Source organism: Rhodococcus sp. USK13 (assembly GCF_018343855.1).
GTDB lineage: Bacteria > Actinomycetota > Actinomycetes > Mycobacteriales > Mycobacteriaceae > Rhodococcus_F > Rhodococcus_F oxybenzonivorans.
Map to the genome: position 1 here is coordinate 3,032,869 of NZ_CP069242.1, position 22,538 is coordinate 3,055,406.

Genomic DNA, 22,538 nt, shown 5'->3' on the forward strand with positions numbered 1-22,538 from the left:
CCATCGTCATCCGGTGCTCCGATATGCGAACCTGCACCGGGACGAAGTGGCGTCCCAGCACACGCCGGCGGAGGTCGGCCTCGTTCCGAAAGCGGATAGGCGACCGGTCACGCTGGGTGGTAAAACCCGGCGTTACTCTGCGATCCGGGGAGGTCCGCTCGGTACTGCCTCGGCGTCTTGCCGAACCAGCGTCGACACGACCGGTTGAGGGTGCTTTGTTCGGTGTAGCCGAGCAGGCCGGCGATCTGGCTGAGATGAAACCTCGGTTCGGCGAGGTATCTCGCCGCCTGGTCGCGACGCTCCCGTTCGATGAGATCCTGGCATCGCACTCCCTCCTCAGCCAGGCGTCGTTGTAGCGTGCGCGGATGCATCGACAGTTCGTCGGCGATGACCTCGGCGCTGCAGTGACCGGTGGGCAGCAGGCGACGGGCAAGTTCTGCCACGCGTTCGGACAGCGCCGCGGAGCTCGGTGGGAAATGCGCCTCCAGGTATTTCGTGGCGATGCGCCGGGTCTCCGGATCCGCGCTGTCGATGCGCTTGCTGGCCAGATCCAGGGGTAGCTCGAACCCGCACCAGGTTTGCCCGAAGAGCACGGGGCAACCCAGCGCTTCGTCGTACGCAGTGTCCGAGCCCAGTTGGTCGTGCATGAACGAGATCGCCCGGGGCCGTGCCTGCGGCCCGCCGAGAAGTCGAATCATGCGGACGCCGTTGGCCATGCTCAGCTCGTATCCCTGGGGCACATCGGCCAGTCCCGGTTCGGTCACCTCGAAGGTGAACTGCAGATCGGTCTCCGCGGTGCGCTGGGTGACCGTCAGTTTCAAGGCCGGGGAATGGACGTACAGGTAGCGGGCGATCGCCTCCAACCCACCCAGCAGTGTCTGGGCGTTGCGCGCGATCACCGCGATCGGTCCGAGGATGTCCAGACCCTGCCAGCGTGAGAGGCGAAGCCCGAAGTCTGTACAACCCAATTCGGCGGCGGAGGCCTCGAGCATGCGCACGAACGGTTCGAAGGAGACGAACGCGTCCTCCTGGTCTTCGATCCCCGGTGGGATGTGGAAGCGTGCGAGGAACGGCGCCGGGTCGGCACCGAGCTCCCGCACCAGGTCGCCGTACCCCCAGAGGTTCGTGGCCCGGATCAAACTGCCCATCGGACCAACTCCCTCCCATGTCGGAAAATGCTAAAACAGTGTCCGAAAGTGTCAAGACCTGTGACATGTCTCACGCGCATCCTAGTTCTACGACGTTCTGCGGTTCCAGCAGACACAAGCCCGAGGAAGCCATGAACACGAACCATTTCGACGTCTTGATCATCGGTGCCGGCCTGTCCGGCATCGGAACGGCATGCCAGGTGACGGCCGAGTTCCCCAACAAGACCATCGCCGTGCTCGAGCGCCGCGAACGGCTGGGCGGCACCTGGGATCTGTTCCGGTACCCCGGCATTCGCTCCGACTCCGACATGTACACCTTCGGGTACAAGTTCCGCCCCTGGCACGACACGAAGGTGCTCGCGGACGGCGCCTCGATCCGCGAGTACATCGCCGACACAGCACGCGAGTACGGCATCGAGGACAAGATCCATTACGGAGTGAAGATTGTCGGGGCGGACTGGTCGACGGCCCAGGGCCGCTGGACCGTGACCGCCCTGCACGAGGCGACCGGTGAGAGACGCATCTACACCTGCGGCTACCTGGTCAGCTGCACTGGCTACTACGACTACGACGCCGGCCATCTGCCCGCGTTCCCCGGCGCTGACCGATTCCAAGGTCGGTGCGTCCACCCTCAGCACTGGCCGGAAGACCTCGACTACACGGGCAAGAAGGTCGTCGTGATCGGCAGCGGCGCCACCGCTGTCACCTTGGTCCCGTCAATGGCCGGCGACGCCGAGCACGTGACCATGCTGCAGCGCTCCCCGTCGTACATCTTCTCGATCCCCGCCCTCGACAAGATCTCCCAGGTCCTGGGGCGATTCCTCCCGGAAAAGTGGGTGTACTCGTTCGCGCGCACACGCAACATCGCCGTCCAACGCGGACTCTACCGAGCGTGCCGCCGCTGGCCCGCTCAGATGCGCCGATTGCTGCTCTGGCAGGTGCGGCGCAGCGTCGGCCCCGGCTTCGACATGAGCCACTTCACCCCGAACTACATGCCGTGGGACGAACGGTTGTGCGCCGTGCCGAACGGCAACCTCTTCAAGGTCCTGGCCTCCGGTGAGGCCTCGATCGTCACCGATCACATCGACACCTTCACCGAAACCGGCATCGTGCTGAAGTCCGGACGGGAATTGGAGGCGGACATCATTGTCACCGCGACCGGCCTGAACCTCCAGATGCTCGGCGGAATGACGCTGTCCGTGGACGGCGAGGCGCGGGAGCTACACGAGCAGATGACCTACAAAGGTGTGCTCGTCGAGAACATTCCGAACCTGGCCTGGGTCTTCGGGTACACCAACGCGTCCTGGACTCTGAAGTCCGACATCGCGGGTGCCTATCTGTGCCGGCTGCTGCGGCACATGGACGTGGGTGGCCACACCGTCGCAACGCCCCGCGACGTCGAGAACTCCGCGCTCGATGTCGGCATGCTCGACCAGCTGCAGTCCGGCTACGTGCAGCGCGGCAAGAATGTCATGCCTCGCCAGGGGTCCAAGGACCCGTGGAAGGTCCTCATGGATTACGAGAAGGATTCCACGATGCTTCTTGAAGACCCTATCCAGGACGGCCTGCTGGAATTCGGAGCACCGGCACGAGCACACGAAGCCGTCCACGCATCATGAACATCGACAAGCGTGTCATTCGCGCCGGCCTTCGCAGCTCCCGGCCGCTGTTTGCATCACCTCGCGTGCCCGTCGGGGGGAAGCGCCTGATGGTCGAGATGGTGACCGGCGCCGCACGCCCACCGCGGGGCACACGGTTCGAGCGCGACACGATCGCCGGCGTCCCCGTCGTGCGGGTGCGGCCGCCGCACACCACCGGGGGGACGCTGATCTACCTCCACGGCGGCGGGTACGCCCTCGGCAGCGCGAAGGGGTACCGCGGCCTCGTCGCACACCTAGCCGCAGCCGCCGGGACGACCGCGGTGATCCCCGACTACTCCCGCTCACCGGAAGCGCGTTACCCGGTTGCGCTCGAGGAGATGGTCGCGGTCTACTCCCGGCTGCTCGACGACGGCCTCGACCCCGGCACCACCGTGATCGCGGGTGACTCCGCGGGCGGCGGACTGACACTGGCGCTCGCGACGGCACTGCGCGATCGCGGAATCGCCGCTCCGGCCGCGCTCGGCCTGATCAGCCCGTGGGCCGACCTCGCCATCGACGTCGACCGGGCGCGACCGGTGCGGCGTGATCCCCTGATCCTCCCGTCAATGACAGCCGACTGGGCCCCGCGCTATGCCGGGGACCACGATCCGAGATCGCCTGGGATTTCCCCGGTGTACGGCGACATGACGGGTCTGCCGCCGATGGTCATGCACACCGCCGGCGACGATCCGATCTGCGTCGACGCCGACAAGATCGAAGCAGCCGTCGCCGCCGCCGCGGGCATCCTCCGCCACCGCCGGTTCGACGACCTGTGGCACGACTTCCACCTGCAGGTCAGCATCCTCGCCGAGGCACGCGAGGCGGTCACCGACCTCGGTGCGGCACTGCGCCAGCACATCCTGACCACCGATTCCGACCCGATTCACCCCGACACAGCAAAGGTTGCATCCGCATGAGTACATTCGAAGGCAAAGTCGCCGTCATCACCGGAGCGGGATCCGGCATCGGCCGGGCCCTCGCCCTCGATCTCGCGGAGCGGGGCGCCAAGCTCGCCCTCTCCGACGTCGACACCGTCGGACTCGCCGACACCGTCCGCCAAACCAAAGCCCTCGGCGCGCAGGTCAAGTCCGACCGACTCGACGTCGCCGAACGCGAAGCCGTGCTGGCCTACGCCGACGACGTCGTCGCACACTTCGGCACGGTCCACCAGATCTACAACAACGCCGGCATCGCCTACAACGGCACCGTCGAGAAGTCCGAGTTCAAGGACATCGAGAAGATCATGGACGTCGACTTCTGGGCGTCGTCAACGGGACCAAAGCCTTTCTGCCGCATCTGATCGCGTCCGGCGACGGACACGTCGTCAACATCTCGAGCCTGTTCGGGCTGATCGCGGTGCCCGGCCAAAGTGCCTACAACGCGGCGAAGTTCGCCGTGCGCGGCTTCACCGAGTCGCTGCGTCAGGAGATGCTGATCGCCAAGCACCCTGTCGGGGTGACCTGCGTGCATCCCGGCGGCATCAAGACCGCAGTCGCTCGCAACGCCACAGTCGCCGACGGCGAGGACGCGCAGACCTTCGCCCAGTTCTTCGACAAGAGGCTCGCCCTGCACACCCCGGAAATGGCCGCGAAGACGATCCTCGACGGCGTCCACAAGGGCAGTGCCCGGGTGGTGATCGGCTGGGAGGCGAAGGCCCTCGACGTACTGGCCCGCATCATCGGGTCGTCGTATCAGCGGGTCATCGCCACCGGATTTGCGACCTTCATGCCCTGGATGAAGAAATGAGCGATGCCACCACCACTTGCGATTGTTCCAGGCACCAACTGAGCAGCATCCACGCCCGATTCTCGGCACTGGAGAACGACCACGCCCAGCACGGCCACCCGTGGCCCGTCCTCGACGCCCTGCGGGCCGGACTGGACGAGCTTGGTGATCTCGCCACACACCACCCCGCGCAGGCGAGCCGGTCCTCGATCCGTCAGGCGGGAACATCGTGACCGGACAGATTCTCACCGGCACCAGCATGGACGACTATCCGCTCACCCTGACGAGCATCGTCGAGCGGGCCGAGCGGTTTCACACCGACCGCGAGGTCGTGTCACTTCGCCCCTCGGGCACGATCACCCGCACGACCCTCGGAGCCTGCGCCGGTCGGGCTCGGCGGCTTGCCGGTGCGCTGGCCGCACTCGGCGTCCGCGGGGGAGACCGGGTGGCCACCCTGCTGTGGAATCAGAGCGAACACCTCGAGCTGTACTTCGCGGTCCCGGCCATGGGTGCGGTCATCCACACGCTGAACCCCCGACTGTTCCCCGACGAGCTCGCCTTCATCATCGATGACGCGCAGGACACGGTCATCGTCGTCGATGAGTCGCTGCTGGAGGTGTTCGACACCTTCGGAGCCGGGCACAATTTCGCCCACATCATCGTCGTCACGCACACCGGCGACGTCCCGGCCGGAATGCTCGACTACGACACGCTCATCGCGGACAGCAAACCGGTGCAGTGGCCCGCTCTCGGCGAACACCGGGCAGCGGCAATGTGTTACACGTCGGGCACCACCGGCCGGCCGAAGGGTGTCACCTACACCCACCGGGCACTGGTGCTCCATTCCCTCGTCGCGGCACTGCCCGACCAACTCGCGGTCTCGGCACGCGACACGATCCTCCCGGTCGTCCCGATGTTCCACGCGAACGCCTGGGGCCTGCCGTATGCCGCGGCCCTCGCCGGTGCGAGCTTGGTCTTGCCCGGGCCGCGTCTGGACCCGCACATCGGTTCGGGTACCGACATGCCGGTCGCAGAGAAGGCCGACATGATTTTTCGAGAGGCGAGTTCAACACCCGCGCGACATCGAAGAAGTGCTCTACGAGAATCCACAGATAACCGAGGCTGCGGTCATCGGCGTCCCTCGCGTAGGCGAGCAGCATCCGACGCCCACGTGGGCCGGCCAACAAGGTTTCTGCTGTAGTCATTTGCTGACCACCATAGAGTCCCTGAGCCGAACAGAATCCGGCGATCATCACTGTCCGGAAGCGGAACCCGTACCGGGACGAAGCGGCGACCCAGCGCATGCCGGCGGCAGACCGCCCTCGTTCCGTAAGCGGATCGGTAGCCGGATACCGGGGTCAGTCCGGCAACGGCGGCGCATGCACTCGCTACCTTGGTACCGATTGACCGATGATTCTCGCGCTCACGCGCAGTCTTCATTGGTGTCAGCCGTTCCAACCTGGAGGTCGCCGTGCGTAATGCCCTCACTCGCGCCACCCTGTGGTCTGCGGCCGCAACCGGACGTGTTGCTCTGGCAGATGACCTCGCTGGTCTTCACGAGGCGCAGTGGGCGCAGCAGTCGCTGTGCGGACGGTGGGTGGTCGAGGAGGTCGTTGCTCACCTCACGGCAGCGGCGAGTATCGGCGCGCTTCGTTGGTTTGGCAGTGTCCTGGGTGCACGGTTCGACTTCGACCTGCACAACGACCGGCGCCTGGCCGAGTACCGAGGCGCGACCCCCGCCGAAACTCTCGAGGGGTTCCAACGGGTCGTCACCAGCACGACCTCAGCGCCGGGGCCCACCGCGGCGTGGCTCGGTGAGGTGGTGGTGCATGCCCAGGACATCCGGCGGCCGCTCGGGCTCGTGCGCACGCCCGCCGTCGAGACGGTCACCGAGGTTGCCCGCTTCTACGCCCGGCGGGACTTCACCGTGGCCGGCCGGAGCACCATCGAAGGTCTTCGCCTCGAAGCGACCGACGGGCCCTTCACGACGGGAGCCGGACCGATGGTCAGCGGCACGACACTGGCACTCACTATGGCCATGGCCGGTCGTGGTGCCTACTGTGACGACCTCACCGGGCCGGGCGTGCCGACACTGCGGGACCGCTGCACAACCTGACTGCGCATAGGAAGCCTCCGCTGACGGACCCGTACCGGGACGAAGTGGCGACCCAGCGCATGCCGGCGGCAGGCCGCCCCTCTTTCCGTAAGCGGATCGTCATCCGGCGTTCCGATAGGCGTCACTGTGGAGGCCAGCAGATCTGTCGCGAGGTTCCTGCGGGACGTTCGCAGGTTGAGAACTATTCGTCAGTGGCGACACCGACAACTGATCGTCGACTCCATCGGATGTAGACGGGTTTCAGGGCTGTGTGTCGGGCGGGGCCGCGAAGGAGCCCGATGCACCGAGGATGGCGTGGACCGCGGCGCGGACCCGGTCGGCGACGGCCCCGGTGGAGATGGCATCGAACTTGCCGTCGAGGTGCAAGAACGCCAGGCCGTGCACCAGCGCCCACACCGCATCTGCCATCGCGTCCGGGTCTGCAGTAGGAAATGCTTGCTGCACAATGGCTTTGACGTACTCGTGAATCGCCGTTGTCGCGGCCACCCGTTCGGGGTTGGTCGGATCGCAGGGTTCGGCGAACATGACACGGAACAGCCCGGGGCGTGCGAGTGCGAACTGAACGTAGGCGATGGCGATCGCGGCGAGATCGTCGGCGGTGGTCGGAGCCGGATGCGCCGCAGCCAACCGGTCGCCCAGGTCTTGGTAACCCACCGCGGCGACAGCGGACAGCAGCGCATCGCGGTCGGAGAAATGCCGGTAGGGCGCGGCAGCGGACACACCGGCGCGGCGCGCGGCGGCGCGGAGCGAGAGTTCGGCGGCTCCGTCTTCCTCGAGAAGCTCCACGGCCGCGCACACCAGCGCGTTGTGCAGATTCCCGTGGTGATACGGCTGGGTCGTCGTTGCCATGGCTCCAATCTAGCAAAGTGTTGACAATGCTTACATCGCCCCATAATGTTAGCGGCGCACACATGATGTGATCATCGTAAACATTGCTCTCGAGGGAAGGTCTGTAGATGTCGAGTGGTTGGGTCTCGGACGGGTTGTTCTCCCCGCTTCACCTACGGTCCGGTCAGACATTGCGCAACAGGGTCGCGAAAGCGGCGATGGAAGAGGGCATGGCCGGCACGGCCCAGTTGCCCGACGAAAGGCTGATCGAGTTGTACCGCCGGTGGGGTGCCGGCGGTGCCGGGCTACTGATCACCGGAAACGTGATGGTGCACGCCGAAGCGCTGACCGGTCCCGGCGGCATCGTCCTCGATGCCGCCGCACCGCTGGCACCGTTCGCGGCGTGGGCGCAGGCCGGTAAGGCCGCCGGCGCGGCGATGTGGATGCAGATCAGCCATCCCGGTCGGCAGATTGAGTCGAACATGCCCGGCGTGGTGTGGGGGCCCTCGGATATCGCGGTCGAGCTCGGCCGGCACTCCAAGCGGTTCGGTCTGCCGGTCGCGATGACCTCCGAACAGATCGAGGCGACCATCGCCCGGTTCGTCACCACCGCCCAACGCGCCGAGTTGGCGGGATTCGATGGGATCGAGGTTCACGCCGCGCACGGCTACCTGCTCTCGCAGTTCCTGTCCCCGCTGGTCAACAACCGCACCGACGAGTGGGGAGGTTCACTCGAGCACCGTGCCCGGCTACTGCTCGAGATCGTGCGGGGAATCCGTGCGGTGGTGGCGCCGACGTTCGCCGTCGCGGTGAAACTGAACTCGGCGGACTTCCAGCGGGGTGGCTTCGACGCCGACGATGCGGATGCGGTGATCGGCATGCTCGAGTCGGCAGGTGTCGACCTGGTCGAGGTCTCCGGGGGCAGTTACGAAAGCCCGGCCATGTCCGGGCGCCCGGCCGATGGCCGCACCGCTGCCCGCGAGGCGTACTTCCTCGAGCTGGCCGCGCAGCTGGCCAAGACCAGCACGCTGCCGCTGATGCTCACCGGCGGGATCTCGCGCCGGGAGACCGCCGAACGCGTGTTGGCCAACAACGTCGAGCTGATCGGCATGGCAACCGCGTTGGCGGTCACCCCGGATCTGCCCGACCGTTGGCGCGAAGGATGGGAGGCGGACAAGGCGATGAAACCGGTGACCTGGTCGGACAAGGCGCTCGCCGCGGCCACCGAGATGGCCATGGTGCGCTACCAGATGCGCCGGATGGCGGCCGGTAAGAACCCGGCACTCGGTGTGCACCCGGCGCTGGCAATGGTCGCCGACCAGCGCGTGCAGCGCCGGGCCCTGCGTCGCTACTCACGATGGCTCACCGCCACCAGGCGTGAACCGGCCGCGACGCCGGTTCCGAGCACGCCGGCGCGCTGAACCCGTGATCGGGTACGCCTCCACCTCCCCGATCGGTGGCCGCACACACCAAGTCGTCTCGACACGACGGGTCGTCACCATCCCATCGCATTCCCTACCGACCCTGCCGATCTCGGACGAGGGTGCCTCGCCGACAACACCTGAAGAGAATTGATGTCCACGACCAGCGCACAGTCCCACGATCGCACCGAACCGGGTAGCGCCACCACCGTCCACAACCATGTCGCGATCATCGGCACCGGCTTCGGTGGCATCGCGGCCGCAGTGCGCCTGCGCAGGGCGGGGTTTTCCGACTTCGTGATCCTCGAACGCGCCGGCGAGGTCGGCGGCGTCTGGCGCGACAACGACTACCCCGGTGCCGCGGTCGACGTCCAGAGCAACCTCTACTCGTTCTCCTTCGCCCCAAACCCGCGCTGGCGCAACACCTACGCCACACAACCAGAGCTGTTCGCCTACCTCAAAGACGTCGCCGACACCCAGGATCTCCGCGCACGACTGGTACTCGGCTGCGCGGTCGAGCGATTGGACTGGGACCCGGCCGCGCAACTGTGGCGCCTGGACACCGTACGCGGGCCGCGCACCGCCACCCACGTCGTGCTGGCGACCGGCGCGCTCGCCGATCCGCTGATCCCGGCGATACCGGGACTCGATCGATTCGACGGGGTCAGCTTCCACTCGGCACGCTGGCACCACGACTACGATCTCGCCGGAAAGCGGGTCGCGGTGATCGGCACCGGCCCCTCGGCGGTCCAGTTCGTTCCGGCAATCCAGCCCGATGTGGCGCACCTGACCGTCTTCCAGCGCACACCGGCGTGGGTGGTGCCCCGCCACGACCGGCCGGTCGGCTCCCTGAGCCGGGCCCTGTATCGCAGGTACCCGCTGTTTCAACGGCTCGAGCGGCTGCGTCTGTATCTGCGGCGGGAGTGGCAGGTGGTCGCCTTCCGCAATCCGGCACTGATGGCACTGCCGCAGCGCGGTGCCCGCCGACACCTCGAGGCGCAGGTCAGCGATCCGCGGTTGCGGGCGAAGCTGGTGCCCGATTTCCGCTTCGGCTGCAAGCGAGTCCTCATCTCCGATGAGTATCTGCGGTCGCTGGACCAGCACAACGTCACCCTGGCCACCGACGGGATCCGGGAGATCACGGCCACCGGCCTGATCGACGACACCGGCACCCATCACCGGGTCGATGCCATCATCTTCGGCACCGGATTCCAGACCTCACGGCTGCCGCTGACCGACCGCACCTACGGTCGCGACGGACGCAGCCTGGCCGAGGTGTGGGGCACCAGCCCGACCGCATACCTGGGGACCTCCGTCACGGGATTTCCCAACCTCTACCTCATGCACGGGCCGAACATCGGCCTGGGGCACACCTCGGTGATCCACATGTTCGAATCCCAGGCCAACTACATCGCAGGTGCCCTCGGCTACGCGCGCGACCACGACCTGGCCGCCGTCGAACCGACCCCGGCGGCGCAGCAGGCGTTCACCGATGACGTCGAGCGTCTCGGCGAGGGCACCGTCTGGACTACCGGCGGGTGCACCAGCTGGTATCTGAACGCAGATGGCCGCAACACCAACATCTGGCCCGGGTCGACTCTCGACTTCCGCCGCCGCACCCAGCAGTTCGACCCGACCCGGCACCTGCTGCGCCGTCGGACCCCTGCCGCCGAGGCAGCCGCCTCGTGAACGCCGGCGCACTGATCGCCGGAATCCCCGGCGCCCCAACTGTCATGCTGATCCACGGTCTGGCCAGCTCCTACCGAGTCTGGGACAAGGTCGTGCCGAAGATCGAGACGGAAGCGAACATCGTTGCAGCGCAGCTGGAATCGGATCACTCGATCGAACGTGACGCCGACGACGCGGCGGCGCTGCTCCGATCCCCAACCGTGATCGTCGGGCACTCCCGCGGCGGATTGGTCGCCACCGCGCTCGCCGAACGCCACCCCGCCCTCGTCTCGGCGCTGCTGCTGTTGTGTCCGCCCTGGTCGCAGGCCAGCAGGCTGAGCGCGCGCACCCCGAGCGAACGGGTCCTGGCCGTGCCCGGCGTGGGTGAGCTGATGTGGGCAATGGCCTCCCCGGAGCGGCAACGTGCCGCTCAGCAGAGCGCGTTCGGCCCCAGTGTCACCGTGCCCGACCAGTTCGTGGCCGATCTACGGGCCCGAGGTCGGCGCAACTTCGTCCGCAGCACGCGGGCCATCGACACCTACCTCGGTGCCCGCACCCTCGCCGACCGGTTGACCAGCCTGCCGGTCCCCACCGAGCTTGTCTTCGGCGAACTCGATGCGCGCGTGGCCTCGCCCGCAAGCGAATTCGCCGAACTTCGTCATGCCACCGTGAGAACGCTCCGCGGGGTGGGGCACACCCCGCCCTGGGAAGCCCCGGATGTGGTCGCGGACGTGATCGGCCGAACCCTGCGGTCCACCACCGCGGCCACCGCGACCGACCCGGGCCCGGGTCGGCGCACGCCGCGGCGTGGGCGCCGACGATCCGGCGGTAGCGGCGACGTCGTGTGACCGCATGTGGGGAACCCGGAGGTGGCTACCGCCGACGCCGAACCGGGCTACCGATCGAGTCCACCACCCGGTGGGCACGGGCGTTCCCCCCGAGGTGTGGACACCAATTCCTATGCGGCGGTAGCCAGCGTAGCCGATCGCTGCTCGAACTCGATCGGACAGATCTGACCGAGGGTGGAATGCCTCCTATTGGTGTTGTAGCGCGTGATCCAGCGGAAGACAGCGGCACGTGCCTCGCCCGCGCTGTTCCAGCGCCTCCGACCCTGCAACGTCTCCCGTTTCAACGTCGCATTCAGCGACTCGGCGGCCGCGTTGTCCGCCGACGTTCCGACCGCACGCCGCGACCGGGTCACCCCCAGCTCGCGGCAGAGGTCGGCGAATTCGGCCGATGCATACTGGGCTCCGTTGTCGCTGTGGAAGATTGATCCGTTCAGGCCGGACGTGCCGCGCACGGCGGCCGCCGCCTGCAGCGCATCGGTGACCAGTCCGGTACGCATGTGGTCGGCGATCGACCACCCCGCCAATCGTCGCGAACCCAGGTCCAACACCGTCGCCAGATACAGAAATTCACCGTCACCGACCGGGAGGTAGGTGATGTCGCCGACGTATCGGGTGTTCGGTGCGCTCGCGGTGAAATCCCGCCGGATCAGGTCCGGCACCGCCGCCGCATCCGGATCGGGGACAGTGGTGCGCACCGGTTTGCGCAGGTGCACGCCGACGATCCCGTGCTCGCGCATCACCCGCTCGACGCGCTTGTGATTGACCTCGATTCCGGCCTCTCGCAGCTCGGCGGTCACCCGCGGGGCACCGTAGGTGCCGTCGGAGTCGGCATGGATGGCACGGATCCGCTCGGCCAGCTCCTCGTCGGCGCGGACGCGTTCGGCCCGGGCCGGCGCAGAGGTCCGCCACCGGTAGAAGCCCGAGCGGGAGACTTCGAGGATCTGGCACAGCCACTTCACCGGAACGGTGTCGCAGTGGTCGTCAACGAATTGGAAGCGGCTCACCAATTCGTCTCGCCCGCGAAATACTTCGCCGCCTTGCGCAGGATCTCACGCTCGGTCTCGAGCTTCCGGATCTGGGCCTTGAGCTGCTTGTTCTCTTCCTCCAACACGGACTCGGACGATACCGCGCCCGCCTGCGACGCCGGCCGCGCCGTCCCGCCGGCCCGAAGCTCGGCCGTGGAGGTACCGGTCCGTTTGCGTTCGGCTCGGACCCAGTTGCGCAGGGTCTCGCGGCTGACTCCCAGGTCGTTGCCGATGCCCTCGAAGGTGTGGCTCGGGTCGGACAGGTACAGCGCGACGGCATCGGCCTTGAACTCCGCCGAGTACGCCTTCATCGCCATCAGTGACATCTCTTCCTCTGGGACCTTCACGACCCAGTGTTCACGATGTCCACACTTGTGGGGGAACCCCCGCACCTCCTCTTGCATCGCCGCGCGTCCTTTCGGTCGCGACAACACCCGGCTGCCAGGCCCGCAGTCCCTGACCCGCCCTACCCGCCGACAATTGGAGTGGACCATGAGCACCTCAGACCGAACACCCCACCGCCCCCTCGACCTAGTGCTCTTCGGCGCCACCGGCTTTGCCGGCGGACTGACCGCCGACTACCTCGTTGCCCACCTCCCGACCGACGCCCGTTGGGCCCTCGCCGGCCGGAGCCTCGCCAAGCTCGAAGCGGTGAAAGAGCGACTCGCCCATCTCAACCCTGCAGCCACCGGCCCGGAGCTCCTCGTTGCCGACACCTGCGAGCCGGACTCGCTCCGCGCCGTGGCTGGGTCCGCGCGGGTCGTGGCCACCACGGTCGGCCCATACCTCGAGCACGGTGAGCCGCTGGTCGCGGCATGTGCTGCCGCGGGCACCGACTACGTCGACCTCACCGGGGAGCCGGAGTTCATCGATCGGATGTACCTGGCCCACCACGCCACCGCGGTCGAGTCCGGCGCCCGCCTGGTCCACGCGTGCGGATTCGACTCCATCCCGCACGACCTCGGCGCCTTCTTCACCGTCCAGCAACTGCCCCATGGGGTTCCGCTGACTATCCGCGGTGTCGTGCGCAGCAACGCGATGATCTCGGGCGGGACCCTGCACTCCGGGCTGGGGCAAATGGCGCGCCTGCGTCAGATGCGGCAGGCCGGGGCAGAACGCACACAGACCGAGCCGCGGCCGGATGGCCGGCGAGCACGCGTCCGGGCCCGTCGTCCGCACCGTGACGCCGCACTCGACCTCTGGTTGCTGCCGCTGCCGACCGTCGATCCCCAGATCGTCCAGCGATCCGCCGTCGCCCGTCCCGACTACGGCCCCGACTTCACCTACTCCCACTACGCCGGCATCCGGAAGACCGTCACGCTGGCCGGCGCCGGAGCCGCCGCCGCGGGACTTGTCGCTGCCGCTCAGGTGCCGCCGCTGCGTCGTCTCCTCGCAGCGCGGATCCCGCGAGGTGACGGCCCGTCGCAGGAGCGACGTGCCCGCTCCTGGTTCACCGTCGATTTCATCGGCGACGGCGGCGGCCGGCAGGTCCACACCCAGGTCCGCGGCGGCGACCCCGGCTACGGTGAGACCGCGAAGATGCTCGCGCAGGCCGCCATGTCCCTTGCATTCGACGACAACCCGCACACGTCCGGCCAGGTCACTACCGCCACCGCGATGGGCGAGAATCTGTTGACGCGACTCATCGACGCCGGCATATCGTTCACCGTGGTCGATCCGGTCACCCCGCCCGCGACCTGAGGTGTGCCATGGTCGCTCGACAGACGCCGAGCGACCACCGGTAACCCGTAACCCGTAACTCGTTAATGCAGGGCGGTTCGGAGGGTGTCCTGCGCCAGCTTGATGGCGACGGACGCACCCTGGGTCGAGCGGAGCGCGTTGAGCATCATGAAGTCGTGGATGACGCCCCCGACACGCACGTGGGTGACGGGGACCTCGGCCTCGCGGAGCTTGGCGGCGTAGGCCTCGCCTTCGTCGCGCAGCACGTCGGCCTCGGCGGTGATCACCAGGGCGGGGGGCAATCCGCGCAGTTGGTCGACGGACGCGCGCAGCGGCGAGGCGTAGATTTCGGCACGCTGGGACTCGTTGCTGGTGTACTGGTCCCAGAACCACTGCATGCCTTCCCGGGCGAGGAAGTAGTGCTCGGCGAACTGGTGGTACGAGGGGGTGTCGAATGCGCCGTTGGTCACCGGGTACAGCAGCACCTGCTGGGTGATGTGCACGTCACCGCGTTCCTTGGCCATCAGCGTCAGGACGGCGCTCATGTTGCCGCCGACCGAGTCGCCGGCGACCGCGAACCGGGTGGCATCGAGTCCCTTCTCGGCGCCGTGTGCGAACACCCACTGGGCGGCGGCGTAGTTCTGCTCGATCGCAGTCGGGTACTTCGCTTCCGGGGACAGGTCGTAGTCGGGGAAGACCACCGCGGCGTCGGCGCCGACGGCGAGCTCGCGGACCAGTCGGTCGTGGGTGTGTGCGTTGCCGAACACCCACCCGGCCCCGTGGATGAAGAACAGGACCGGAAGGGTGCCGGTGGCACCTGCCGGTTTCACGATGCGTACCTTCACCGATCCGGTCGGACCGCCCTCGATGGTGATCCACTCTTCGTCGATCGCCGGTTTGTCGATCTCCCCGGATTGAACTTCGTCGACCGTTGTGCGTCCCTCGGCCGGTGGAAGCTGGAACAGGAAGGGGGGCGTGTCGGTCGCCTTCGCGAATTCGGCGGCCTCGGGTTCTAGGACGGGCTTGATGTCGGTCATGTCACTCTCCTGTCGCTGGTTCCGGCGCTGCGGTGTGCAATCCCGGTGGGCGAATTGGGGTACGGCCCCAACGTCGGTGTCGCCTGTTTCCGGTGTCGACCCGAGATTCTGGGAACGCCGGAACGAGTTTCCTGCTCCTTTCCTCGCGAAAGGTCCATTCATCTGGGGTCAGGGTTCGGTGGGCAGCAGGAGCACCTTGCCGACCGAGTCCTGCGAATCGAGCATCGCCTGTCCTCGTTCGGCGTCGGCCAGTGGCAGTTTGGCCGAGATGACCGGCCGTACGAGCCCCTGGGCGACGAGCGGCCACTCGTTCTCGGCGACCGCCGCGACGATGTCGGCCTTGGAGCCGGGACCGGTCAGGGGCCGGTTCCGGACGTTGAGGCCGATCACCCGGGCGCGTTTGCCGATGAGTGCTCCGACGTTCAGTTCGCCGGTGAACCCACCCTGCATTCCGATGATCACCAACCGTCCGCCGACCGCGAGCGCGTCGACGTTGCCGGGCAGGTACTGGCCGCCCATGATGTCGAGGATGACGTCGGCCTGCCCGGCGAGCTCGGTGGCGAAGTTCTGTTCGCGGTAGTTGAACACGATGTCGGCCCCGAGTTCGCGGCAGCGTTGCGCTTTGGCCTCCGAGCCGACGGTCACCGCCACGGTGGCGCCGAGTGCCTTGCCGACTTGGATGGCGTGGGTGCCTATGCCGCTGCCGCCGCCGTGCACCAGCAATGTTTCCCCCGCCTTCAGGCCGGCGTCCATGACGATGGTCGACCACACGGTGCTCGCCACCTCGGGCAGCGCGGCCGCGTCGACGAGGGAGAGCCCGTTCGGGATCGGTAACAGCTGGGCTGCCGGGACGACGACGTACTCGGCGTAGGCCCCGCCCGCGACGAGGGCGCACACCTGATCGCCCGGGCGGAAATCGTCGACTGCCGTGCCGACCGCGACGACGGTGCCGGAGTCCTCCATGCCCATGATGTCGGTGATTCCGGGCGGTGGCGGGTAGAGGCCCTGGCGCTGCATCAGGTCGGCGCGGTTGATGCCGGCCGCGGCGACCCGGAGCAGGACCTCGCCGGCGGCCGGGGTAGGAGTGGACACCTGCGTGATGTTCATGTTCTTGTCATCGTCGACGATGATGGCCCGCATGGTGGCGGGAACGGTCTCGGGGATGGTCATGTCAGTGCCTTTCCTGCATCTGAAGTGCGGAGGGTGCGGCCGGGTCAGCGGGCGCCGATCAGCTTCCAGACGCGCAGTGCCGCGCTCAGCGCCGGCGCCCATGTGGTCCACGGGATGTGCGCGGGCGGGGTGAAGCCGAGGGCGCGCTGATGGGCGACGGTCTGCGGTTCGGTGTATTTGAGGATGCCGTCCTTGCCGTGGCGGCGTCCCACGCCCGAGTCACCCATTCCGCCCATCGGAGAGTCGATGCTGCCCCACGCCGCCGCGAACGCCTCGTTGACGTTGACGGTGCCGGCGTGCACCCGGGCAGCCACCGCACGTCCGTGGGCGCCGTTGCGGCTCCACACGCTGGCGTTGAGCCCGTACGAGGTGGCGTTCGCCTGCGCGATGCCCTCCTCGACGTCGTGGAAGCCGTAGACCGAGACCACCGGACCGAAGGTTTCGTGCCCGTGGAGGGTCATCTCCGGAGTGACGTCGGCGAGGATGGTCGGCTCGTAGAACAGTGGACCGAGATCGGGGCGGGCGGAACCGCCTGCCAGCACCGTGGCGCCCTTGCCGACGGCATCGGCAACGTGCGTGGTGACGGTGTCCAGCTGCGACTGAGTGGTCAGGCTACCGACGTCGGTGCTGTAGTCGTAGGCCGCGCCGAGCTTCAGTTGCTTGGTCCGCTCCACGAACTTGGTCACGAACTCCTCGCGCACCGATTCGGCGACGTAGATGCGTTCGATCGATACGCACAGTTGCCCGGCCGACGGGAACGCGGCGGCGACGGCACCGTCGGCGGCACGATCGAGGTCGGCATCGCCGAGTACCAGCATCGCGTTCTTGCCGCCCAGCTCCAATGAGGCTCCGATCAGACGCTCACCGGCGTCGCGGGCGATTCGGCGGCCGGTGGCGGTGGACCCGGTGAACATCACGTAGTCGGCGTTATCCATCAGCGGCTCCCCTATCGAGCTGCCACGGCCGACCACCATCTGCCACACGTCGGCGGGCAGCCCCGCCTCGTACATCAGATCCAGGGCCCACAACGCGGTCAGCGCGGTCTGGGTGTCGGGCTTCTGTACCACGGCGTTACCGGCCATCAGGGCGGGAATCGCATCACCGGCGGCCATCGACAGGGGGTAGTTCCACGGCGAAATGATCGCTACCACACCTTTGGGATGATGCAGCTCGGTGGTATGAGTCAGGAGCGGGATCGCTCCGCGCCGGCGCCGGGGGGCCAGCAGCTTTTCGGCGCTGCGCGCGTAGTACCGGGAGGTGATGGCGGTGTCGGTGATCTCCAGGAATGCGTCGCGACGGGTCTTGCCGTTCTCCGCCTGCATCAGGTCCAGGCCTTCGTCCTGGCGGGCGAGGACCAAATCGTGGAACCGCAGCAGCACCCTGCGGCGCTCACCGATCGGGGTGTCCGCCCATCTGGTCTGCGCCCGGCGGGCCCGGACGAAGGCGTCCTCGACGTCCCCGGGGGTGGAGACAGGGAATTCGGCGAGTAGCCCGCCGGTGTAGGGGGCGGTGGTGGCGACGCGGATGGCGTCAGCACCGGCGGCGACCTGACCGGTCAGACGATTCAGTAGCGCGGCGGTCAGCGAGGCTGGGAGGCCGGCGGTCGTCGCAACTTTTTCGGGGGTGTAGATGGACATGGTGGGGACTTCCGTCGAGGGTGTCGGAGTGGAGGCGAGAGCCGATTACCGGCTGCGGACCGAGAACGGAACCGGCATGTGCAGCGCGGCCTGCGCCTCGGTGCTGACGTCGAACGCGATCGTGCGGATCGGCCGCAGTGCCCGCAGGTCGTCGGCCATGCGTCCCTCACCGACGGTCAGGTCGACACCGCGCGGGAACCTCGAGGTCCCGGTGGCCAGCACGTGGGTCTGGTTCAGGGTGGAGTGCCAGGCGCCGTCGACCTTCGTGTACGAGGTCAGGGTGGATACCTTCTCGCCGCTCCGGATGCGCTTCTGAGTCGGTGTCGGCGCGGACAAGGCGAGGTCGACGCCGCCGTCGGCGTCGGCGACGCGGGCGGTGGTCCGGCGCTCGTCGATGTTCACCTCCAGCTCGGTGACCCATTTCGGGAAGCCGTAGCCGTGATGGCCACGCACCTGGGCGATATCGGTGTTCACCGGCAGGGAGAGCACGTACGAGTGGAGGTGATCGTTCGCCAGCGCGGACGCGACGTCCGCAACCGGGAGTTTGCCGTGACGGGCGGGGCGCACCGCAACCCCCACCGCAGCCTCGGTGTAGAAGTCGATGTCGCAGACGTCGTAACGGAAGAACATCACCGACACCAGACCGAGACCAGGGGCGATCTCCAAGGGGGCGAGCTCGCGCGGAATCCGGTTCCGGATCGCCTTGCTGGGCGCGATCATCGTCAGACGTGCCGACGACATCGCGTAATAGAAATTCGGAGTCAAGGTAGGCCCGATCCGGGACTCGACCCGGGCCTTGGGAAGGGTCCGGAAGAAGTCGACTCCGCTGACCCGCGGATCGCGCGCCACCTCGTCCAGGTCGGTGTCCATCCGGAAACGCTCGAACAGCCCGCCCGCGGGGACTGTGACGAAATGTCCCCCCAGGTCGACCTCGATGGTGCTCTGCTCGGTTGAAGTCATGTATCTGGTCCCTCACCAATCGATATGTGTGCACTGTTCACATGAAGGTTAGGCAGCAATGTAAGCAATGTCAACACTTTCAGGATCCTTTCGGGTGGGCGACTTGAACGCGAGCCGGCAGAGTGGATGCACGTCGCGACGGCACCGCGGGCATCCAGTTGACGAGCGCATGCCACCCGCCTAATGTAAGCACTGTGCACATTCGGGCTTTGTGCCCGAGGAATCCATCACAAGTGGCCCGTGGGCGCCGTTTCGGAGGAACCATCATGACGAAGGTCCTGTTCGTAGTTACCGCAGCCGACCGTTGGACACTCAACGACGGCACCGTGCATCCCTCGGGGTACTGGGCCGAAGAGCTTGCGGTGCCCCACCGCATCTTCTCCGAAGCGGGATGGGACATCACCGTGGCCACCCCGGGCGGCAAAGCGCCGACCCTCGATCAACTCAGCCTCGGTATCTCCGGAGGGATGCCGTGGAAGCGCCGCGACATCAAGAGCTACCTCGACAGCATCGCCGACGTACTCTCCCGCCCGGCCTCGTTGGATACGGTGGACTCGGACGAATACGACCTCGTGTTCTATCCCGGTGGTCACGGCCCGATGGAAGACCTTGCCTACGATAAGAACTCGGGCGATCTGCTGACCCATCGTCTGGCATCGGGTAAACCGCTGGCTCTGCTGTGCCACGCACCGGCCGCGGTCCTGGCTGCAACCAACCCTGATGGCACCTCGGCCTTCGCCGGGTACCGGATGACCGGACTGTCCAACCGCGAAGAACTGCTGAACCGGTTCGCGAAGAAGGCGCCGTGGCTGTTGGAGGACAGGTTGAAAGAAGCCGGCATCGACTACTCCAAAGGGCTGATCCCGCTGCGCCCGCATGTGGTCGTCGACCGCAACCTTTACACCGGGCAGAATCCGCAGTCCTCCGAAAAACTAGCCACCCAGCTTGTCGACGTCCTCGTCGGCTCCGCGACAGGATCCGAGAAGGGGTAGAGGACTTGCATTCGGGCGTTGCCCTTATGCGGAACGTTGATCGGCACATCTCCGGAACCGGGGCGTTGACCGAGACTCCGGCGACGGCACGCTGGCCGCGTACCTGCGACCGCGCACGCTTGTCGTCGGAGTCGTCGTCGGCGCCATAGCACTGGCCGCGATCGAACCCATGCGCCGCGACTCGCTCCTCGCGGTGAAGGTCTCCTCGGCAGCGCGTTGCCGTTGATCGTTGTCTCTGCGCTTGCCGGTGTCGCCTTACTGATCTTGTTGTGGCGGAGCAGCTTCGGTGCAGACCGGATCACGGCGCTCGTCGCCGTGGCAGCGATCGTAATCGGCTGGGGCGTCGCCCAGACACCCTGGATTCTCGTCGACCAGGTTCTCATCGCCGACGCCGCGGGAGCGAGAGCAACGCTCATCGGGCTGCTTGTGGTCGTCGGCCTCGCCGCGGTGACGGTAGTGCCGGCGCTGGCTTACCTCTTCTGGCTTACCCAGACGGACACCTGGAGCCGCGACGAAGCTGCGCCGCACGGAGCTCCATTACGGGGAAGGGCGTGGCGGCTACCGGGGGTCGGGGCGCTCCTGATAGCGCTCGAACGACAGCGCGAGGCGGCCCCGTCCATGCGTCATCGAGCGCAAGGCGACGGGGTAGTCGACGACCTCGCTGGTGGGCACCGAGGCGATCACGGTGACTTCTCCGTCTCCGGCGGGCTCGGTGCCCTCGATCTGGCCGCGCCGCCGCCCGAGGTCTGCCATCACATCACCCTGAAGGGAGGAGGGCACCGTGACCTCCACACGGTCGACGGGTTCGAGGATCAGCGTGCCCACTTTGTCGATGGCGGCGCGCAGAGCGAGTGCCCCGGCCATCCGGAAGCTGAAATCGTCCGAGTCGACGGAATGGTGTTTGCCGTCCAGAACCGTCGCCCGCAGGTCGACGAGCGGGAATCCGTGTCGCCCGCCGCGTTCCATTGATTCGGCGACACCTTTGCCCACCGCGGGGATGAGTGACTTGGGGATCACGCCGCCCCGCGTGGCGTCGACGAATTCGTAGCCACCGTTGCGGGGGAGAGGTTCGAACCGGACGGTCGCGACACCGAACTGCCCGTGACCGCCGCTCTGCTTCTTGTGCCTGCCTTCCGTCTCGACCGGGGCGAGCAGTGTTTCCCGGTAGGCGATTTTCACGGGTTCGGTGCGGACGGTGATGCCGTATCGCCGCTGCAGACGGGTGAGGGCCACCTGGACGTGGACGTCACCCGCCCCCCGCAGCACGGTCTGATGGGTTTCGCTGTCGCGGACCACTTCCAGAGTCGGATCGTCACCCACCAGCTCGGCCAAGGCGGTCGACAACTTGTCTTCGTCACCCGCGCTGTCGGCGGCGACGGCGATTCCGTAGACCGGGCGTTTGTGTTCGACCGGTGTGACCGTGAGCGAGGACCCGATCGGCGCGAGGGTGTCACCGGTGGTGACGTCGGTGAGTTTGATCGCCCCCACGATGTCGCCGGCAACTGCGGTGTCGATCGGGGTGTGTTTGCTGCCCAGAACCCGGAGCAAGTTGTGGAGGCGTTCCTTGGTGCCGGTTCGCTGGTCGACGAGAACATCATCGGCGTGGAGCGTGCCGGAGAGGACTTTCATCAACGCAACCTGACCCACGTATTCGTCGGTCTGCGTCTTGAAGACGAACGCCAGCGGATCGCCGGACGGATCACACGTCACCGCGTCGGTTCCGTTCCCGTTGCGCACCTCGACACCGGGCACCTCCGAAGGCGCCGGCGCGATGTGACACAAGAAGTCCAGCAGCCGGTCGATCGCGATCGCCTCGGTCGCCGATCCGCACAGCACCGGCCACAGGGATCCGCCGGCAAATCCCCGACGCAGTGCGTGCTCGAGTTCGGGAACACTGATGGCATCACCGTCGAGGTATCGGGCCAGTAGATCGTCCTCGATCTCGACGACGTCTTCCACGAGGTGTTCGTGCTGCTCGTGCTCGCGGTCGGCGATGTCCGCGGGGAGTTCGTCGCTGGTCGTTGCGGAGCCGGTGTCGTAGAGAATGACGTGCTCGCTGAGAAGATCCGCGACGCCCGTGAACTCCGACGCCTCACCGACCGGCAGATCGAGCGGTTCCACCCCGGCGCCGAAATGGTCTCGGAGACCTGCCAGCGTCTGATCGAACGATGCCCTCTCCTTGTCCATCTTGTTGATGAACACGATCCGGGGAATCGAGCGTTCCGCCGCCGCCTGCCAGAGCAATTCGTCGTTGACCTGCAGACCGCTGACGCCGTCGACGACGAATACGGCCACGTCGGCGACATGCAGCGCCGTCATCGCATCACCGACGAAATCGGCGTAACCGGGCGCATCGAGGAGGTTGATCCGGCAATCGGCCCACTCGAACGACGCCAGGCCGAGGGTCAGCGACTGGGTACGGTCGTGCTCTTCCGGTTGGGTGTCGAGCACAGTGTTGCCGTTCTCGACGCGCCCCGGACGGGTGACGACACCAGCGCGAAACAGCATTGCCTCCGCGAGGCTCGTCTTACCGTTACCCTGATGTCCCACCAGAGCGATATTGCGGATCGAGTCGCTAGCGATGTCGCACCCCCTACCACAGCATGTCGTACGGGTCGTCCTCGACGATACCGCGCAACGCCC

General features: G+C 67.0%; 18 protein-coding genes and 2 pseudogenes. 12 read left to right on the forward strand and 8 right to left on the reverse strand.

Features of this window, described 5'->3' with window-relative positions; translation table 11 throughout:
• Positions 1 to 107 precede the first annotated feature (107 nt).
• Positions 108 to 1,148, reverse strand: coding sequence for an AraC family transcriptional regulator (locus tag JQT59_RS16460; RefSeq protein WP_213576994.1), 1,041 nt, complete (start codon positions 1,146 to 1,148; stop codon positions 108 to 110).
• A gap of 131 nt (positions 1,149 to 1,279) precedes the next feature.
• Here JQT59_RS16460 and JQT59_RS16465 point away from each other — a divergent pair, with 131 nt between their 5' ends.
• The 6 genes and pseudogenes from JQT59_RS16465 to JQT59_RS16490 all read left to right on the forward strand — a co-directional run bounded on the left by JQT59_RS16465 (position 1,280) and on the right by JQT59_RS16490 (position 6,629).
• Complete coding sequence (locus tag JQT59_RS16465; RefSeq protein WP_213576995.1) at positions 1,280 to 2,767, forward strand: flavin-containing monooxygenase; 1,488 nt, start codon at positions 1,280 to 1,282, stop codon at positions 2,765 to 2,767.
• Entirely contained in the window at positions 2,764 to 3,705 is a 942-nt protein-coding gene (locus JQT59_RS16470) for an alpha/beta hydrolase fold domain-containing protein (protein ID WP_213576996.1), read from the forward strand. The genes JQT59_RS16465 and JQT59_RS16470 overlap by 4 nt, the downstream gene beginning before the upstream one ends.
• Positions 3,702 to 4,534: pseudogene (locus JQT59_RS16475) on the forward strand (SDR family NAD(P)-dependent oxidoreductase). Before JQT59_RS16470 ends, JQT59_RS16475 begins: the two are co-directional and overlap by 4 nt.
• Complete coding sequence (locus JQT59_RS16480; protein ID WP_213576997.1) at positions 4,531 to 4,746, forward strand: hypothetical protein; 216 nt, start codon at positions 4,531 to 4,533, stop codon at positions 4,744 to 4,746. The pseudogene JQT59_RS16475 and the gene JQT59_RS16480 overlap by 4 nt, the downstream one beginning before the upstream one ends.
• Positions 4,743 to 5,714, forward strand: a complete 972-nt coding sequence (locus tag JQT59_RS16485) for an AMP-binding protein (RefSeq protein ID WP_249354488.1) — start codon at positions 4,743 to 4,745, stop codon at positions 5,712 to 5,714. Before JQT59_RS16480 ends, JQT59_RS16485 begins: the two co-directional genes overlap by 4 nt.
• A 270-nt stretch (positions 5,715 to 5,984) precedes the next feature.
• Positions 5,985 to 6,629: a maleylpyruvate isomerase family mycothiol-dependent enzyme gene (locus JQT59_RS16490; protein ID WP_213576998.1), complete on the forward strand. Its 645-nt coding sequence runs from the start codon at positions 5,985 to 5,987 to the stop codon at positions 6,627 to 6,629.
• A gap of 240 nt (positions 6,630 to 6,869) precedes the next feature.
• On the opposite strand, the gene JQT59_RS16495 is transcribed toward JQT59_RS16490, so the two are convergent.
• Positions 6,870 to 7,478 (reverse strand): TetR/AcrR family transcriptional regulator, encoded by a 609-nt coding sequence (locus JQT59_RS16495; protein WP_213576999.1) that lies wholly within the window; start codon positions 7,476 to 7,478, stop codon positions 6,870 to 6,872.
• A gap of 107 nt (positions 7,479 to 7,585) precedes the next feature.
• Here JQT59_RS16495 and JQT59_RS16500 point away from each other — a divergent pair, with 107 nt between their 5' ends.
• The 3 genes from JQT59_RS16500 (at position 7,586) to JQT59_RS16510 (ending at position 11,394) form a co-directional block, all read left to right on the forward strand.
• Positions 7,586 to 8,878, forward strand: coding sequence for an NADH:flavin oxidoreductase/NADH oxidase family protein (locus JQT59_RS16500; protein WP_213577000.1), 1,293 nt, complete (start codon positions 7,586 to 7,588; stop codon positions 8,876 to 8,878).
• A 153-nt stretch (positions 8,879 to 9,031) separates the two neighbouring features.
• Positions 9,032 to 10,567: a flavin-containing monooxygenase gene (locus JQT59_RS16505; RefSeq protein ID WP_213577001.1), complete on the forward strand. Its 1,536-nt coding sequence runs from the start codon at positions 9,032 to 9,034 to the stop codon at positions 10,565 to 10,567.
• Positions 10,564 to 11,394 carry an alpha/beta fold hydrolase gene (locus tag JQT59_RS16510; RefSeq protein ID WP_213577002.1) on the forward strand — a complete coding sequence of 277 codons (831 nt, stop codon included), beginning with the start codon at positions 10,564 to 10,566 and terminating at the stop codon, positions 11,392 to 11,394. Before JQT59_RS16505 ends, JQT59_RS16510 begins: the two co-directional genes overlap by 4 nt.
• A 110-nt stretch (positions 11,395 to 11,504) precedes the next feature.
• Here JQT59_RS16510 and JQT59_RS16515 read toward each other — a convergent pair.
• A protein-coding gene (locus JQT59_RS16515; RefSeq protein ID WP_213577791.1) for an IS3 family transposase occupies positions 11,505 to 12,736 on the reverse strand; the annotation gives its coding sequence in 2 pieces (ribosomal slippage) (positions 11,505 to 12,415 and positions 12,415 to 12,736; 1,233 coding nt in all).
• 175 nt (positions 12,737 to 12,911) lie between these two features.
• Here JQT59_RS16515 and JQT59_RS16520 point away from each other — a divergent pair.
• On the forward strand, positions 12,912 to 14,120 hold the full coding sequence (locus JQT59_RS16520) for a saccharopine dehydrogenase family protein (RefSeq protein WP_213577003.1): 1,209 nt from the start codon (positions 12,912 to 12,914) through the stop codon (positions 14,118 to 14,120).
• A 62-nt stretch (positions 14,121 to 14,182) separates the two neighbouring features.
• On the opposite strand, the gene JQT59_RS16525 is transcribed toward JQT59_RS16520, so the two are convergent.
• The 4 genes from JQT59_RS16525 to JQT59_RS16540 all read right to left on the reverse strand — a co-directional run bounded on the left by JQT59_RS16525 (position 14,183) and on the right by JQT59_RS16540 (position 18,903).
• Entirely contained in the window at positions 14,183 to 15,136 is a 954-nt protein-coding gene (locus JQT59_RS16525; protein ID WP_213577004.1) for an alpha/beta hydrolase, read from the reverse strand.
• A 168-nt stretch (positions 15,137 to 15,304) separates the two neighbouring features.
• A complete protein-coding gene (locus JQT59_RS16530) occupies positions 15,305 to 16,276 on the reverse strand; it encodes an NAD(P)H-quinone oxidoreductase (protein WP_213577792.1) in 972 nt (323 codons plus the stop codon).
• A gap of 74 nt (positions 16,277 to 16,350) precedes the next feature.
• Entirely contained in the window at positions 16,351 to 17,943 is a 1,593-nt protein-coding gene (locus JQT59_RS16535; RefSeq protein WP_213577005.1) for a succinic semialdehyde dehydrogenase, read from the reverse strand.
• Between the two features lie 45 nt (positions 17,944 to 17,988).
• Positions 17,989 to 18,903 (reverse strand): acetoacetate decarboxylase family protein, encoded by a 915-nt coding sequence (locus JQT59_RS16540; protein ID WP_213577006.1) that lies wholly within the window; start codon positions 18,901 to 18,903, stop codon positions 17,989 to 17,991.
• A 266-nt stretch (positions 18,904 to 19,169) separates the two neighbouring features.
• Between JQT59_RS16540 and JQT59_RS16545 the strand changes: the two genes are divergently transcribed.
• Entirely contained in the window at positions 19,170 to 19,895 is a 726-nt protein-coding gene (locus JQT59_RS16545) for a type 1 glutamine amidotransferase domain-containing protein (RefSeq protein WP_213577007.1), read from the forward strand.
• A gap of 267 nt (positions 19,896 to 20,162) precedes the next feature.
• Positions 20,163 to 20,321: pseudogene (locus JQT59_RS38415) on the forward strand (cytochrome d ubiquinol oxidase subunit II); the annotation flags it as partial.
• Between the two features lie 132 nt (positions 20,322 to 20,453).
• Here the strand turns inward: JQT59_RS38415 and JQT59_RS37105 are convergent.
• Positions 20,454 to 22,445 (reverse strand): elongation factor G, encoded by a 1,992-nt coding sequence (locus tag JQT59_RS37105; protein ID WP_249354490.1) that lies wholly within the window; start codon positions 22,443 to 22,445, stop codon positions 20,454 to 20,456.
• Positions 22,446 to 22,538: the final 93 nt, after the last annotated feature.

Excerpts from the sequence above, each read along its gene's own strand:
- JQT59_RS16470 (WP_213576996.1), top strand. The coding sequence starts at position 2,764 with ATGAACATCGACAAGCGTGTCATTCGCGCCGGCCTTCGCAGCTCCCGG.
- JQT59_RS16530 (WP_213577792.1), bottom strand. The coding sequence starts at position 16,276 with ATGCGGGCCATCATCGTCGACGATGACAAGAACATGAACATCACGCAG.
- JQT59_RS16500 (WP_213577000.1), top strand. The coding sequence starts at position 7,586 with ATGTCGAGTGGTTGGGTCTCGGACGGGTTGTTCTCCCCGCTTCACCTA.
- JQT59_RS16535 (WP_213577005.1), bottom strand. The coding sequence starts at position 17,943 with ATGTCCATCTACACCCCCGAAAAAGTTGCGACGACCGCCGGCCTCCCA.
- JQT59_RS16495 (WP_213576999.1), bottom strand. The coding sequence starts at position 7,478 with ATGGCAACGACGACCCAGCCGTATCACCACGGGAATCTGCACAACGCG.
- JQT59_RS16480 (WP_213576997.1), top strand. The coding sequence starts at position 4,531 with ATGAGCGATGCCACCACCACTTGCGATTGTTCCAGGCACCAACTGAGC.
- JQT59_RS16460 (WP_213576994.1), bottom strand. The coding sequence starts at position 1,148 with ATGGGCAGTTTGATCCGGGCCACGAACCTCTGGGGGTACGGCGACCTG.
- JQT59_RS16465 (WP_213576995.1), top strand. The coding sequence starts at position 1,280 with ATGAACACGAACCATTTCGACGTCTTGATCATCGGTGCCGGCCTGTCC.
- JQT59_RS16540 (WP_213577006.1), bottom strand. The coding sequence starts at position 18,903 with ATGACTTCAACCGAGCAGAGCACCATCGAGGTCGACCTGGGGGGACAT.
- JQT59_RS16505 (WP_213577001.1), top strand. The coding sequence starts at position 9,032 with ATGTCCACGACCAGCGCACAGTCCCACGATCGCACCGAACCGGGTAGC.
- JQT59_RS16520 (WP_213577003.1), top strand. The coding sequence starts at position 12,912 with ATGAGCACCTCAGACCGAACACCCCACCGCCCCCTCGACCTAGTGCTC.
- JQT59_RS16525 (WP_213577004.1), bottom strand. The coding sequence starts at position 15,136 with ATGACCGACATCAAGCCCGTCCTAGAACCCGAGGCCGCCGAATTCGCG.
- JQT59_RS16545 (WP_213577007.1), top strand. The coding sequence starts at position 19,170 with ATGACGAAGGTCCTGTTCGTAGTTACCGCAGCCGACCGTTGGACACTC.